Origin of the sequence: Nocardia sp. NPDC051981, from assembly GCF_040680715.1 — a bacterium.
GTDB lineage: Bacteria > Actinomycetota > Actinomycetes > Mycobacteriales > Mycobacteriaceae > Nocardia.
In genome coordinates, this window is the sequence record NZ_JBFAXK010000004.1 from 143,654 (window position 1) to 157,602 (window position 13,949).

Below are 13,949 nucleotides of genomic sequence, written 5' to 3' on the forward strand. Positions count from 1 at the left end.
GAGCCGGGTTGCCGGTCGTTGCCCGGTCCGGCCCGTTCGGCTCACGGATGGTGGGTGAGGGTGTACCAGAGCAGGGCGAGGGTGCCGAGGGCGAAGAGAGGCACCAGCACCATGGTCTCGATCTTGTTGCCGGTGCGGTCGATGATCGGGATACGCGTGCGGATCTTCAGCGGCCACAGCAGCCGGCAGCCGCGGTCGGTGAGGCAGTCTCCGACGAGGTGAGCGAGGGCGCCGAGCCCGACGGAGAAGGGCAGCCAGGCGGGTTTGTCGCTGATCCAGTGGTCGATGGCGAAGGTACCGCAGACGGCGAGGACGATGACGGTGCCCCAGGATTTGAGTCCGTCGCCGGTGGGTGCGAGACCGAGCGCCTTGATGGCGAGGGCGAGCAGGAAGAACACCAGCGAGAGCGTGAAGTAGCGGCCGAGCAGGTGTTCGCCGGCCCAGGCGCCGTAGGTGACGGCGGCGACGAAGGCGAAGGAATGGGTGCCGTGGCGGTGCCCGCCGGAGATCCACGAGATGAACTTGCACGCGTAGTGCGAGATCGGCCCCAGCACATGGGAAATGGTGCCGGAGGGGTGATCGGCGTCGGGCAGCAGCGCGGCGCCCGCGGTGAGGAAGGTGCCCATCACCAGATCGACGGAGCCGATGGCCCCGGATTGCACTGCGGGATAGGTCAAGACGGTGAACGGTAGCGCCGCGGCCGCCGCCGACCAGGCGAGCGCGCCGCTGGTCGCATGTGAATGTCCTAGCACCGCTTGAAGGTTAGCCGATGTAACCGACAGGTCTTTCCGGCCGCGTGGTGCGGTGAGGGGCCTTGCTGGGCAGCAGATTCCGGTACCGCAAGGCAAATATGTTTCAGGACAGTCGGTTTGGTGTTGGGAGTGCTCTCCCGGTCACATTCGGGTGGCCCGCGTGCGGCCGGACGGCGGTCTGAAATAGTCTCGGATCGATTGCGCTTTCCGCTCAGAGAGGAACGGACATGTCGGTAGCGTCCGCGGTGAAGGATCAGATCCAGACGATCGGTGGGGGATTCATGTTCTCCCGGGAAGCCCGAGCCTTCGCCGACAGCACCGGTGTCCCCGGCTTCATGCCCGGCTACACCCGCGGCCGCGCCGGCGTCCTGGGTGATGTGGATGCCGATGTGGTGACCGCGGCCTTCGGTTTCTTCCGTCCCGAGGCGATCCGGCAGGCGTGGGAGGCCACGGCCTCGATCCCGGCCGCAGCAGCAGCCCAGGGATATCTGACGGCGTGCCAGGACTTCGGACGCCGGAAGCTGGCCTCCTTCGAGGACTCCGGGCGCCTGGCCGAGCTGCTCCAGCGGGTGGTGGCGGCCGCGAATCCGGTGGGCGCGCCGCTGTTCGCGGGCTGGCGTGCCCTGCCGCAGGCCGAGGACGCGCCGGGCCTGGTGCTGCAGCTGATCCATGTGCTCCGGGAATTGCGTGGCGGCCTGCACCTGATCGGCGTCCTGGGTAGCGGGCTGACTCCCTTGCAGGCGGTGCTGATCGCGGGCTCTCCGCTGAAGCCGGGTCCGGATCAGGCCCGCAATTTCGGCTGGCCGGAGCCGTTCGACGAGATCACCGCGGAGCTGAAGGGCCGCTGGATGCAGGCGGAGTCGATCACCGAGGATCTGATCGCGCCCGCGTTCGCGGTCCTCGACGACAAGGAGGGCGAGGAGCTGGTGACGCTGTTGAACGCCTGCCAGCTGGCGGTGTTCGGCGACCGCTGACGCGCTGCCCGGGTGGGCCGGTGAGCCCACCCGGGAATCCTGTTCAGCGGTGCAGGAATTCGAGGGTGACGCGTTCGAAGGCCTCCTTGGCCTCGTACATGACCCAGTGCCCGCACTTGGGGAACACGTGGAGTTCGGCGTTGGGGATCTGCCGCAGCGGGATGAGCGCCATATCGGTGGGGCATTGGCGGTCGTCGGCGCCCCAGGTCATGAGCACCGGACTCTTGATCTTGTGCAGCATGGACCAGTACGGCGGGGTGGGGGAGTTCTCCAGGAATTGCTGTTGCAGCGCGAGTGCTTCGGACCCGTACATGGCCTTGAGGCTGGCCTGCGCGGCGGGTTCGGTGGCCGCGGTCCAGCGTTCCTCGATGAGGCTGTCGGTGATCATCTTGGGGTCGTAGATCATGCAGCGCAGCCAGCGCTCGAGGCCCTCGCGACTGGGTTGGTCGGCGAATTCCGACAGCAGACGGGTGCCTTCGCTGGGGTTGGCGGTGAGCAGGCTGTGGCCGACACCACCGATGGCGACGATCTTCTCGACCCGCTGCGGGTGGTGCATGGCGACATTCACCGCGACGACGCCGCCCATGGAGTTGCCGATCATGGCGGCGGAGTCGATGTTCAACGCATCCATGAACCGGACGACGGAGTCGACGGCGGTGAGGACCGGGTGCCCGGGGACCGGGTCGCTGACGCCGAAGCCCGGGAATTCCAGGACGTAGCAGTGGAAATGGTCGGCGTAGAAGCCAAGGTTGCCGCGGAAGTTGCGCCAGCCGTTGACGCCGATTCCGGAGCCGTGCAGCAGAATCAGGGGAGGACCGTCGCCGGCCTCGTGGTAGCGCAGGACGCCTTTGTCGGTGGCGATTTCGCGTCGGGTGTTCTCGTAGGTGACATCCACGCCACCCACAGTAGAACAGGTTGCAGTTTGGAGGCCGATGGCCGAGTTCGGAATCCCGGTGGGCGAGGTGACCGTCACCGACGGAGGAGTGGCGACCGCACTCGAAGCGCGCGGACACGATCTGTCCGACGCGCTGTGGTCGGCGCGACTGCTCGTCGACGCGCCCGACGAGATCCGAGCCGTGCACACCGCGTTCTTCCGGGCGGGCGCGGTCATCGCGACCACCGCGAGCTACCAGGCCTCGTTCGAGGGATTCGCGGCGCGTGGAATCGATCGCGAGCAGACCGCCCGATTGCTGCGGCGCAGTGTCGCGCTCGCGCGCACGGCACGAGACGAGATCGACGACGGCCGTGAGCGCTGGATCGCCGCCTCGATCGGCCCCTACGGTGCGGCCCTGGCCGACGGTTCCGAATACCGCGGCCGCTACGGGCTTTCCCTGGCCGAGTTGAAGCGCTGGCACCTGCCGCGGCTGGAAGTGCTCGCCGATGCCGGGGCGGATGTGCTTGCGCTGGAGACGATTCCGGATATCGACGAGGCGGAGGCGCTGGCCGGACTGCTCGACGGGAGTGGCGTGCCCGCCTGGCTCAGCTACACCATCGACGGCGACCGGACCCGGGCCGGGCAGCCGCTGCGGGACGCGTTCGCGATCGCCGGCGCGGTTCCGGAGATCGTCGCCGTAGGGGTGAACTGCTGTGCGCCGGACGATGTCGCGGCGGCGATCGCCCAGGCTCGGGACGTAACGGGGAAACCGGTCATCGTCTACCCGAACAGCGGGGAGAAGTGGGACGCCGGGCAACGGTGCTGGACGGGGGAGGCGCGATTCCCGGCCGGGCTGGCGGAGGAGTGGGCGGGGCTGGGTGCGGCCATCGTCGGTGGCTGCTGCCGGGTGCTGCCCGCCGATATCGAGCGGCTCGCCGCGGTCGTCGCCGCAGGTAGGCGGCAGACGCCCAGGTCTGCCCAATGATAAATGTTCACATGCAGACATGTGCATGTACGAACGTTGTTCGAATGCGGCCAACAAACACAAAGGCGCCAAGACCGGGGAGCGTCGGCTCCCGGCGTATTCGCAGCATCCAGGACCCTGCTTCACAGCGCCCTCACAGTGCCGGTTCGCATAACGTCACCACCACCGACCCCACCCCGGCGCTGCGCTCGGGTACCAGTCGCGTCCACGCCCGATCGAGCGGCTCGTGATCGCAGCCTCCGACCGCACGGCCTCGACCGCATGGCCGGTGTGGAGCACACCACCGCGCGCGTGGTGCGACGGCGAAAGCACTTGCCGCCGACCATTGCGCGCAGGTGGTCGCCGATCGGCTCGACTGTGGCGTGCTGGTGAGCCTGGGCGGTGACATCGCCACCGCGGGCACATCACCTTGTGCGGGTGGCCGCAGGCCGCCTCCGGTGACGACGAGCCCGTAACTCGGGAGAACGGAACCGAATCACCTGCCCGCCGCACGGGATGCGGTGCGGCTGTGCCCGCGCCTCGCTTTGCGGTTGCTGCCGCTGGCATGATCGGGGGGTCGACAGCAGCGTCGGAAGGGGAGAGCATGACGACGGCGGCGATGGGCCGAATTCAGCGGCTGCGCAGTCTCATCGAGCATCCGCGCACCGGGCAGGCGGAGCGGGCGGCCGCGCAGCGCATGCTGGACCGGTTGCTGAGCAAGACCGGTGGGGGAGCGCACCGGACCGGAGACCGCACCTACGGTGCGCGCCACGATCGTCCCGGCCGGCACGCGAGCCTGTCCCGTATCGCCGACATGATCGGCGAGGACATCGCCCTGGCCCGCATCCTCACCTTTTCCGACGGCGATGGCGACCTCGCTACCCGCAGCGCCCTGCGCGACGCCCCCGGCCAGCTCACGTACGACGTCGAAACCCCTTACGACGCAGGCATTCTCATCACAGTCGGCAACATCCCGCCCGGGTGGGACACCGACCCCGACGGCTTCGACACTCCAGCGCTGCGGGCGCTGGTCGAGGAACTGACCGAGCTGATGAACGCCTACAACCACGACGGCACCGACATCGCCCGCCGCTTCCTCGGCCGCGTCCGCACCGAGCCGTCCACCGGCTAGCATCCCGGCACGCACGATGCCCCCGAACCGGGTCGGTTCGGGGGCATCGTGCTACTGGTTCAGACGGATGTCATCACGCCAGGTCGAAGCGGTCGAGCTCCATGACCTTGGTCCACGCGGCCACGAAGTCGTTGACGAACTTCTGCTTGGAGTCGTCCTCGGCGTACACCTCGGCCAGGGCCCGCAGCTGCGAGTTGGAGCCGAACACCAGGTCGACACGCGAACCGGTCCACACGGTCTTGCCGGTGGCGCGGTCCTTGCCCTCGTAGGTGCCGTCGTCGGCGGACGACGGGCCCCACTTGGTGGACATGTCGAGCAGGTTCACGAAGAAGTCCGTGGTGAGCGCACCCGGCTTGTCGGTGAACACGCCCAGCTGCGAACCCTGGTAGTTCGCGCCCAGCACACGCAGACCACCGACGAGCACGGTCATCTCCGGGGCCGACAGGGTCAGCAGGTTGGCCTTGTCCAGCAGCAGGTACTCCGCCGGGATACGGGTGCCCTTGCCGACATAGTTGCGGAAACCGTCGGCGGCCGGCTCGAGCGCGGAGAAGGACTCCACGTCGGTCAGCTCCTGGGTGGCGTCGCCGCGGCCCGCACGGAACGGCACCTCGACATCGAAGCCGGCGGCCTTGGCGCCCTGCTCGACGCCGACGTTACCGGCCAGCACCACCAGGTCGGCGAAGGAGACCGGCTTGCCGAAGGACTCCTGGATGCCCTCGAGCACCCGGATGACCTGCGCCAGCTCGTCGGGCTGGTTGACCTCCCACCCGGCCTGCGGCTGCAGGCGGATGCGGCCGCCGTTGACGCCGCCGCGCATGTCCGAGCCGCGGAACGACGAGGCCGCCGCCCACGCGGTCGACACCAGTTGCGCCACGGTCAGACCCGACTCCGCGATCTTGGCCTTCAGCGCCGCGACATCGGCGGCGTCGATGAGCTCATGCTCGACGGCCGGGATCGGGTCCTGCCACAGCAGGGTCTCGGCCGGCACCTCGGGGCCCAGGTAGCGGACCTTGGGACCCATGTCGCGGTGGATCAGCTTGTACCAGGCCTTGGCGAACTCCTCGGCCAGCTCTTCGGGGTGGTCGAGCCAGCGGCGGGTGATCTGCTCGTAGACCGGGTCGAACCGCAGCGACAGGTCGGTGGTCAGCATGGTCGGCAGGTGCTTCTTGGACCCGTCGAACGCGTCGGGAATGATCGCCTCGGCGTTCTTGGCGACATACTGGTGCGCACCGGCGGGCGACTTGGACAGCTCCCACTCGTAGCCGTAGAGGGTCTCCAGGAAGGAGTTGTCCCACTGGGTCGGGGTGGGGGTCCAGGTGACCTCGATGCCGGAGGTGATGGCATCCTTGCCGACACCGGTACCGAAGGTGGACTTCCAGCCCAGGCCCTGCTCCTCGAGCGGGGCGGCCTCGGGCTCGGGGCCGACATTGTCGGCCGGGCCCGCACCGTGGGTCTTACCGAAGGTGTGGCCACCCACGATGAGCGCCGCGGTCTCGACGTCGTTCATGGCCATCCGGCGGAAGGTCTCGCGGATGTCCACGGCCGCGGCCAGCGGATCCGGGTTGCCGTTGGGGCCTTCCGGGTTGACGTAGATCAGACCCATCTGGACCGCGGCCAGCGGGTTCTCGAGGTCACGCTCGCCGGTGTAGCGGGCGTCGCCGAGCCACTCGGTCTCCGGACCCCAGTACACGTCCTGCTCGGGCTCCCACTGGTCGACGCGGCCGCCGCCGAAGCCGAACGTCTTCAAGCCCATGTCCTCGAGGGCGACATTGCCGGCGTAGACGATGAGATCGGCCCACGACAGCTTCTTGCCGTACTTCTTCTTCACCGGCCACAGCAGACGCCGCGCCTTGTCGAGAGAGGCGTTGTCGGGCCACGAGTTCAGCGGAGCGAAACGCTGCATACCGGCACCGGCTCCACCGCGGCCGTCGTTGATGCGGTAGGTGCCCGCGGCGTGCCAGGACATGCGGATGAAGAACGGGCCGTAGTGGCCGAAATCGGCCGGCCACCAGTCCTGCGAGGTGTGCATGACCTCGACGATGTCCTGCTTGACCGCGGCCAGATCCAGGGTCTTGAACTCGGCAGCGTAGTCGTAACCCTCGTCCATCGGGTTGGCGACGGCCGGGTTCTTCTGCAGGATGCTCAGGTTCAGCTGGTTGGGCCACCACTGACGGTTGGCGTTACCGCCCTCGGCCGGGTCCGCGAGCCGGCCGTGTACGACGGGGCAGCCACCGGCGGGTTCGGTATTGGCTTCACCGATGGGCGGGTGTTCTTCAGGCACGGTGTGTCCTTTCAGTGAGTGATCATCTGCGTGATCATCTTGCTGTCGGCCACGATTGTGGCCGCTACTTGTCTTGTGTCGCAGTAGTTTTCGAGCATTCGGGGCACAGGCCCCAGTAGATGACCTCGGCCTCGTCGAGCGCGAAACCGTTGTCGTCGGACGCGGTCAGGCACGGCGCGTCGCCCACAGCGCAGTCGACATCGGCGATCACGCCGCACGACCGGCACACCACATGGTGATGGTTGTCCCCGACGCGCGTCTCGTACAGCGCCACGGACCCCATCGGCTGAATGCGGCGAATCAGCCCCGCACTGGTCAGGGCCTTCAATACGTCGTACACCGCCTGATGCGACACCCCGCCCAGCGTCTCGCGCACGAACCCCAGGATCGAGTCCGTGTCCGAGTGCGGGTGAGTGTGCACCGCGGTCAGCACCGCCAGCCGCGGTGCGGTCACACGCAAAGCGGCCCCGCGCAACATGCGCTCGAAATCCGTAGGCGTGGGCACAACCCGAAGTCTGCCCCTTTTTCTGGAATCAATCAAGTCTTTGGGCCGGATCGGCGGCAAAAATGATCCCGGCGCCGACCGGCGATACCACCGCCGGCGACCCGGCCCCGGAGCCACGGGCGGGTGCAGCCCCTACCATCGAGCGATGATCACCCGCGACGAGATCCGCACCCGCTCCGCCGCCCACGACAACCGGTACCCGCTGGTGACCATCGCGGAGTTCTTCGAGGGCAACACCCTCGAAGACTCCATCGCCCCCAACCAGTACGGCGAAGGCCGCCCCGGCCTTGCCGAGATCGCGGCGCGCCTCACCGCTCTCGACGCCGACCCCGCCGTCGCCTGGATCCGGGTGCAACTGCACGAGGAGATGTTCGACGACGATCACGACGGCATCGCGGCGGAATCGGTGGCGATCTGTACGTCATTGCTGCCCAGCGATATCGACAAGCGACTCGATGTGGGGGAGTTGTGTGCGGAACCGGTATGGGAGGGCTGGTCCTACGACGAGGACACCTCCTACTGCGGCGTCCCGGCCATACCCGACGGTCACAGCGTCCTCACCCTCGTCTGGGACTGACCATCTCGCCGCGCCCCGGGCGGCCTCCCGGTACATCGGTGAATTCATCAGCGGCACCGGCGCATTCGAAGCTCGTGGAGCGCGCTCGAAACCTCATGGACCAGTGGTGCCCGCGGCCGTGCTGACGACGGCAGGGGAGGCATCGGATCGGCACTACTTGACATAATGTCGATTATCGGCGTGGTTACGGCATGGGAGTTGATCTTGAAACCCGCGTGTCAGCCACTGTCGGTGTTCGATCCGGGCAAAGTTGCGTGTAGTCCGGCGCAAGTGCGTGTGCTCCGATTCGGTGGATAAATCCGGGAAACCTGCGTGTGTGGCGCATTATTCACTGGCTTCTGCATAGTTATTCGGTGATTGGTTGCGTCACTGTGACGTATGTGGCGGCTCGAAGGTCTTCTTCGGATTGTCCGGTTTGGCGCTTCTCCCCTGGGTTGTGCTGCGGCTTCCCGCATCTCATTACGTCACAGTGACGAACTGCTGATCGGGTTTGGGTGAACGGATGTTGGTCCCGGTCGCCGGGGCCAGGAAATCCCATAACGTGTACATTGCATCCCCTTGTGCGGTTACACAACACAGGTTCGCCGGTTTGTTGCGGATCGATGCTGGCGGGCGAGGTGCGACCCACGCATCATTGCTCTTGGGCTGACCAGGAGCACAGCCGATGAACACACAGCACATCGACTACGACACCGCCGAAGGAGCCGACGTCCTCATCGTGGGCGCCGGAGCATCCGGCGGGGTGGCAGCACTCGAGTTGGCCGGCAGAGGCCTCGGGGTCGTGTGTCTGGAGCAGGGAGACTGGAACCTGCCCGGCGACTTCACCGGCGACAAACCGTCGTGGGAGCTCACCCGTCTGAAGCAGTGGAACTCCAGCCCGAATGTGCGTCAGAACCGGGCCGACTATCCGGTCGATGCCACCGAGAGCCCGGTCGAACCGCTGATGTTCAACGGGGTCGGCGGCAGCACGATCCTGTTCTCCGGGCACTGGGTTCGGGCCATGCCGTCGGACTTCCGCGTCAGGACACTCGACGGCGTGGCCGAGGACTGGCCGTTCACCTATGAGGATCTGCGACCGTTCTACGACGAGGTCACCCACCAAATCGGCGTGTCCGGGCTGGAAGGCGATCCCGCCTATCCGGATCCGCACACCTTTCCGCTGCCGCCGCTGCCGATCGGCAAGTACGGGCTGGTCGCGGCCAGAGGGATGGACAGGCTGGGCTGGCACTGGTGGCCGGCACCGAATGCCATCGCGTCGCGCGCCTTCAAGAACCGCCCGGCCTGTCTGCGCTACGGCGCGTGTGAATCCGGATGTCCGACCGGAGCCAAGGCCAGCACCGACCTCACACACTGGCGTGACGCGATCGCGCTGGGTGCGGTGCTGATCACCGGTGCCCGCGTCAGCCGGCTCACCGTGAACGACCGCGGCCTTGTCACCGGCGCCGAGTACATCGACCGCGACGGGAACCTGCAACACCTGGCGGCCCGGGTGACCGTGATGGCCGCGAACGGTGTAGGCACACCGCGCCTGCTGCTGAATTCGACCTCGTCGCTCTTCCCCGACGGCCTCGCGAACTCCTCGGGGCTGGTGGGCAAGCGTCTGATGACGCACCCGTACGCCTCGGTTTTCGGCGCCTACGACGAAGAGCTCGAAACCTGGCTCGGCCCGGCAGGACAGGCGCTGCAGTCGATGCAGTTCTACGAGACCGACACCGACCGCGGTTTCGTGCGGGGAGCGAAGTGGAACCTGATGCCGACCGGTGGCCCGCTCGCCCACGCCCTGTGGGAGCGGGGCCAGGACTGGCGTGGGAGTTTCGGACCCGCCTTCCACCGCCGCCTCGAGCGCACGTTCGGGCGCTACACCGAATGGGGGATCACCACCGAAGACCTGCCCGACGAGCACAACGCGGTCGTCCTGTCCCCGGACGTCACGGACTCCGACGGGATCCCGGCCGCGAAAATCCGCTACACCATCGGTGAGAACTGTGAGCGAATGCTCGAATTCAATGTGGAGCGGGCGATCGAGGCGCATCAGGCCGCCGGGGCTGTCGAAGTCCATCCGATCCCGGTGGTACGCCACAGTGCCTGGCATCTGCTCGGCACGGCCACCATGGGCAGCGACCCCGCCACCTCCGTCGTCGATCAGTGGGGTCGGGCACACGACGTACCCAACTTGTTCATCATCGACGGCAGCGTCTTCGTCACCTCCACGGGCGTGAACCCGACCGCGACCATCATGGCGATTGCGCTGCGCTCGATGCGGCATCTCGCCGAAACCCGCCACAGCATCCAGACCGCGTTCTGAGGACAGCATGATGCTCGATTCCGGCCAGCGCCGCACCTTCGCGCTTCTCGCCGACACCCTGATTCCCGCGTCCGGCTCCATGCCCTCGGCGAGCGCCGCGGGAGTACCCGACGCGTTGCTCGACCAGGTTCTCGGCTACCGGCCTGATCTCGCAGAGGCATTCGCGGCCGCCGTCGCCTCGTGCGACGGCAAGGCCCCCGAAGCCGCTCTCGATGAGCTCGCCGCGCACCGGCCCGACCAGTTCGAGGCGCTGACGGTGCTGACGGCAGGCGCGTACTTCCTCAGTCCCGTCGTGCAGGCCGCCATGCCCTATGCCGCGGCACCGCGTCCGGCCCGCGACGACATGGATTCCTACGTCGATCTTCTCGCCGACGTTGTCGAGCGTGGCTTCGTCATCCGCTGGTCGAGCCCGGCGCGGCCGGAACCACGATCGCCACACCTGGCGCGGGGTCCTGCGAAAGGCAACACCAGTGAATGAAAAACACGGCGGGCGTGAAGAATCTGTCTCCACCATCGAATCGGCCACCATCCAACCGATCCCGGCCGACCAGCGCCATGGGCGCAACCGGGACATGTTCACGATCTGGTTCGGAACCAACATCATGATCCTGGCGATCGTCACCGGGGCGTTGTCGACGACCCGCTTCGGGCAGCCCGCCTGGTCGGCCGCGCTGGCGATCATCGCGGGAAACCTCTTCGGTGCGATCTTCATGGCGCTGCACTCAGCTCAGGGGCCGCGGCTGGGTGTTCCACAGATGGTGCAGACCAAGGGCCAATTCGGTTCGCTGGGATCGATTCTCATCGTCGGAGTCGTCGTCTGCATGTATCTGGGGTTCTTCGTCTCGATTCTCGTCTTCGGCGGGCAGTCCCTCGCGTCGGCGATACCCTTCCTGAGCGATGAGGCCGGCATCGTGATGCTGGCGGCGATCAGCGTCTGCGCGGCCATCTGGGGTTACACCCTGATCCACGCCTACGCGCGCATCATGACGTGGGCGTCGGGGCTGGTGCTGCTGATGGCGTTCGTCTGGGCTTTCATCGTCCACTCGGTGCCCGCTCACTTCTTCAGCACGGGCGTCGCGACGCCGGCCGGCTTCCTGAGCACCTTCGGGGCGTGTGCGGTGTGGCAGATCGCCTATGCCCCATACGTTTCCGACTATTCGCGCTACCTGCCGACGGAGACGGGCGCGAGGCCGGCATTCTGGATGAGCTACTGGGGCACCAGCATCGGCTCGGTCCTGCCGATGTTCCTCGGGGCAGGCATCGGATTGCTGCTCCCCCACACCGACCCGGTTGTCGCCCTGACCCGGGCCACCGCCGGGATCAGTGTGGTGGTGGTCGTGGTCTTCAGCATCGGAGTCGCCGCGACGAACGCGATGAACCTGTACTGCGGCACGCTGTGCACGATCACGATGGCGCAGACGATCGTTCCGCGCTTCAATCCACGCGGCCGCGAACGTGCGCTGGTCGCCACCGGACTGTGCGCGCTGGCCACGAGTATCGCGCTCACCGCGGGCAGCGACTTCGTCGCCACCTACAAGAACTTCCTGGTTCTGCTGCTGGGTGCGCTGGTCCCGTGGACCGCGGTGAATCTGGTGGACTACTACCTGGTCCGGCACGGGGACTACGTCGTCGGAGATTTCTACAAGCGCGACGGCGGTCGCTACGGCCGGGTCAACTGGCCCGCGGTCAGCTGTTACCTCGTCGGCGTCGCTGTACAACTCCCGTTCATGATCATTGGAACAGCCTTCATCGGGCCGATCGCCACAATGCTCGGCAACACGGACATCTCGCTCATCGTCGGATTGGCTGTCGTTTCACCGCTCTACTACTTCACCGTCACAGCTCTTGCCCGCCGCAGGAATCGTTCCGCTGCACGTGACGCCTCGGCGAGGCGACCGAGACGAAGAACCTACCTACCGGCGCCGGATCGGGCGCAGAAAGTACAGGCGAATAATCATGGCATCAACTGAAATTGGGCGATTCACCGTTCGGCGTCCCTCTCCGGATCAGATCCCGGTCGCTGACGTGCCGCCCGCAGGCCACTTCATCGGCGGATCGTTCGTCGAGGGCTCGTCCACCGAAGTCATCGACGTCCTCGATCCGACCACGGAGGAGATTCTCGGATCCGTCCCGGCAGGAACCGTCGAAGATGTCGATTCGGCTGTGGAGGCGGCCGTCGAGGCTCAGAGATCGTGGGGCTGCACCACACCGAAGGAACGATCCGAGGTGCTCTCCCGGATCGCGGACATCGTGGAAGCCAACCGCGAGGTACTCGCAGTGCTCGAGTCCGCGAATACCGGCAAGCCCCGCAGCATCGCCGAGGACGATGTCTCCAACACCATCGACACGTTCCGGTTCATGGCGGGGGCGGGACGGACGATGACTTCCCTCGCCGGTGGAGACTACGCACGGGGATACACCTCGGTGATTCTCCGCGAACCGGTGGGAGTGGTCGGGGTGATCACGCCCTGGAACTATCCGCTGCTGATGGCAGCCTGGAAGATCGCCCCCATTCTTGCCGCCGGAAACAGCGTGGTGCTCAAGCCCTCCGAACAGACGCCGCTGTCGATACTGAAACTGGCCGAGCTCATCGCCGGACACATCCCCGACGGAACCGTCAATATCGTGACCGGTCTTGGCCCGACAGTGGGACAGCGCCTGGCCGAACACCCCGACATCGCACTGGTCGCGGTGACGGGAAGCGTTCTCAGTGGCCGGGCAGTCGCAGGAACCGCCTCACGGTCGGTCAAACGCGTCCATCTCGAACTCGGCGGCAAAGCACCCGTCGTCGTCTTCGCTGACGCCGACCTCGGTGCGGCCGCGGCCGGGGTGCGCAACGCCGGGTTCTGCAATGCGGGCCAGGACTGCGGGGCAGCCTGCCGGGTGCTGGTGCACGAATCGGTGGCGGAAGAGTTCACTCAACTCCTGGTTCGGGAAGTCGGAAGCCTGGTAGTCGGCGCGCCGGCTGCCGGGGACGACATCGACATCGGCCCTATGGTTTCCCGCCCACACTTCGAGCGCGTACGGAAGTCGTTGGCCGAGGCGACGGCGGCCGGCCTGCACGCGGCCATCGGCGGCGCGGTCTTGGACGGCCCTGGCTACTTCATCGAACCGACCGTGTTCAGCGGGGTGCCGGCCGGGGCGCCGATCACCCAGCAGGAAATCTTCGGCCCCGTCGTCACGATCGAGACGTTCAGCACCACCGACGAGGCGGTTGCGCGGGCCAACGAGACCCCGTATGGACTCTCGGCATCGGTATGGACCCGGGACGTGGGCCTGTCTCTCAGCGTGCCCAAGCGGCTCGACTTCGGCACTGTCTGGGTCAACTCGCACCTCGTGTTCGCGTGCGAGGTGCCATGGGGCGGGTTCAAGGGATCGGGCTACGGGCGCGACCTCTCGCTCTACGCGCTCGACGACTTCTCCCGGACCAAACACGTCATGTTCAGAACATAGATCAGGTGAACTCAGGGTGTTCCTGCTCCTGCCGCTGCGAGGTGCCATGGGGCGGGTTCAAGGGATCGGGCTACGGGCGCGACCTCTCGCTCTACGCGCTCGACGACTTCTCCCGGACCAAACACGTCATGT

The 13,949-nt window shown here is 66.8% G+C and carries 12 protein-coding genes; 8 read left to right on the plus strand and 4 right to left on the minus strand.

Annotated features, from left to right (window positions below; translation table 11 throughout):
* Positions 1-41 precede the first annotated feature (41 nt).
* Entirely contained in the window at positions 42-752 is a 711-nt protein-coding gene (locus tag AB0L60_RS10015) for a metal-dependent hydrolase (protein WP_364610184.1), read from the minus strand.
* 227 nt (positions 753-979) lie between these two features.
* Between AB0L60_RS10015 and AB0L60_RS10020 the strand changes: the two genes are divergently transcribed.
* Entirely contained in the window at positions 980-1,726 is a 747-nt protein-coding gene (locus AB0L60_RS10020; protein WP_364610187.1) for a hypothetical protein, read from the plus strand.
* Positions 1,727-1,769: 43 nt separating this feature from the next.
* Here the strand turns inward: AB0L60_RS10020 and AB0L60_RS10025 are convergent, their stop codons facing one another.
* The gene (locus AB0L60_RS10025) at positions 1,770-2,621 is read right to left on the minus strand and encodes an alpha/beta hydrolase (protein ID WP_364610190.1); all 852 of its coding nucleotides are present in this window, start codon (positions 2,619-2,621) and stop codon (positions 1,770-1,772) included.
* Positions 2,622-2,658: 37 nt separating this feature from the next.
* Here AB0L60_RS10025 and mmuM point away from each other — a divergent pair, with 37 nt between their 5' ends.
* On the plus strand, positions 2,659-3,585 hold the full coding sequence (gene mmuM, locus AB0L60_RS10030) for a homocysteine S-methyltransferase (RefSeq protein ID WP_364610193.1): 927 nt from the start codon (positions 2,659-2,661) through the stop codon (positions 3,583-3,585).
* Between the two features lie 583 nt (positions 3,586-4,168).
* Positions 4,169-4,696, plus strand: a complete 528-nt coding sequence (locus AB0L60_RS10035) for a hypothetical protein (RefSeq protein WP_364610196.1) — start codon at positions 4,169-4,171, stop codon at positions 4,694-4,696.
* Between the two features lie 73 nt (positions 4,697-4,769).
* On the opposite strand, the gene katG is transcribed toward AB0L60_RS10035, so the two are convergent.
* Together katG and AB0L60_RS10045 are read right to left on the minus strand one after the other, a co-directional pair.
* The gene (gene katG, locus AB0L60_RS10040; protein ID WP_364610199.1) at positions 4,770-6,977 is read right to left on the minus strand and encodes a catalase/peroxidase HPI; all 2,208 of its coding nucleotides are present in this window, start codon (positions 6,975-6,977) and stop codon (positions 4,770-4,772) included.
* Positions 6,978-7,041: 64 nt separating this feature from the next.
* On the minus strand, positions 7,042-7,482 hold the full coding sequence (locus tag AB0L60_RS10045) for a Fur family transcriptional regulator (RefSeq protein WP_354832372.1): 441 nt from the start codon (positions 7,480-7,482) through the stop codon (positions 7,042-7,044).
* Positions 7,483-7,627: 145 nt separating this feature from the next.
* On the opposite strand from AB0L60_RS10045, the gene AB0L60_RS10050 reads away from it, so the two are divergent.
* The 5 genes from AB0L60_RS10050 (at position 7,628) to AB0L60_RS10070 (ending at position 13,817) form a co-directional block, all read left to right on the plus strand.
* A complete protein-coding gene (locus tag AB0L60_RS10050) occupies positions 7,628-8,059 on the plus strand; it encodes a hypothetical protein (protein WP_364610203.1) in 432 nt (143 codons plus the stop codon).
* 664 nt (positions 8,060-8,723) lie between these two features.
* Entirely contained in the window at positions 8,724-10,364 is a 1,641-nt protein-coding gene (locus AB0L60_RS10055; protein WP_364610206.1) for a GMC family oxidoreductase, read from the plus strand.
* A gap of 10 nt (positions 10,365-10,374) precedes the next feature.
* A complete protein-coding gene (locus tag AB0L60_RS10060) occupies positions 10,375-10,842 on the plus strand; it encodes a gluconate 2-dehydrogenase subunit 3 family protein (protein WP_364610209.1) in 468 nt (155 codons plus the stop codon).
* Positions 10,835-12,334, plus strand: a complete 1,500-nt coding sequence (locus AB0L60_RS10065) for a cytosine permease (protein WP_364610870.1) — start codon at positions 10,835-10,837, stop codon at positions 12,332-12,334. Before AB0L60_RS10060 ends, AB0L60_RS10065 begins: the two co-directional genes overlap by 8 nt.
* 55 nt (positions 12,335-12,389) lie before the next feature.
* Entirely contained in the window at positions 12,390-13,817 is a 1,428-nt protein-coding gene (locus AB0L60_RS10070) for an aldehyde dehydrogenase family protein (RefSeq protein ID WP_364610211.1), read from the plus strand.
* Positions 13,818-13,949: the final 132 nt, after the last annotated feature.

Bases quoted from the DNA above. Each gene is read 5' to 3' on its own strand.
- AB0L60_RS10020 (WP_364610187.1), top strand. From the start codon at position 980: ATGTCGGTAGCGTCCGCGGTGAAGGATCAGATCCAGACGATCGGTGGG.
- mmuM (WP_364610193.1), top strand. From the start codon at position 2,659: ATGGCCGAGTTCGGAATCCCGGTGGGCGAGGTGACCGTCACCGACGGA.
- AB0L60_RS10035 (WP_364610196.1), top strand. From the start codon at position 4,169: ATGACGACGGCGGCGATGGGCCGAATTCAGCGGCTGCGCAGTCTCATC.
- AB0L60_RS10050 (WP_364610203.1), top strand. From the start codon at position 7,628: ATGATCACCCGCGACGAGATCCGCACCCGCTCCGCCGCCCACGACAAC.
- AB0L60_RS10055 (WP_364610206.1), top strand. From the start codon at position 8,724: ATGAACACACAGCACATCGACTACGACACCGCCGAAGGAGCCGACGTC.
- AB0L60_RS10060 (WP_364610209.1), top strand. From the start codon at position 10,375: ATGCTCGATTCCGGCCAGCGCCGCACCTTCGCGCTTCTCGCCGACACC.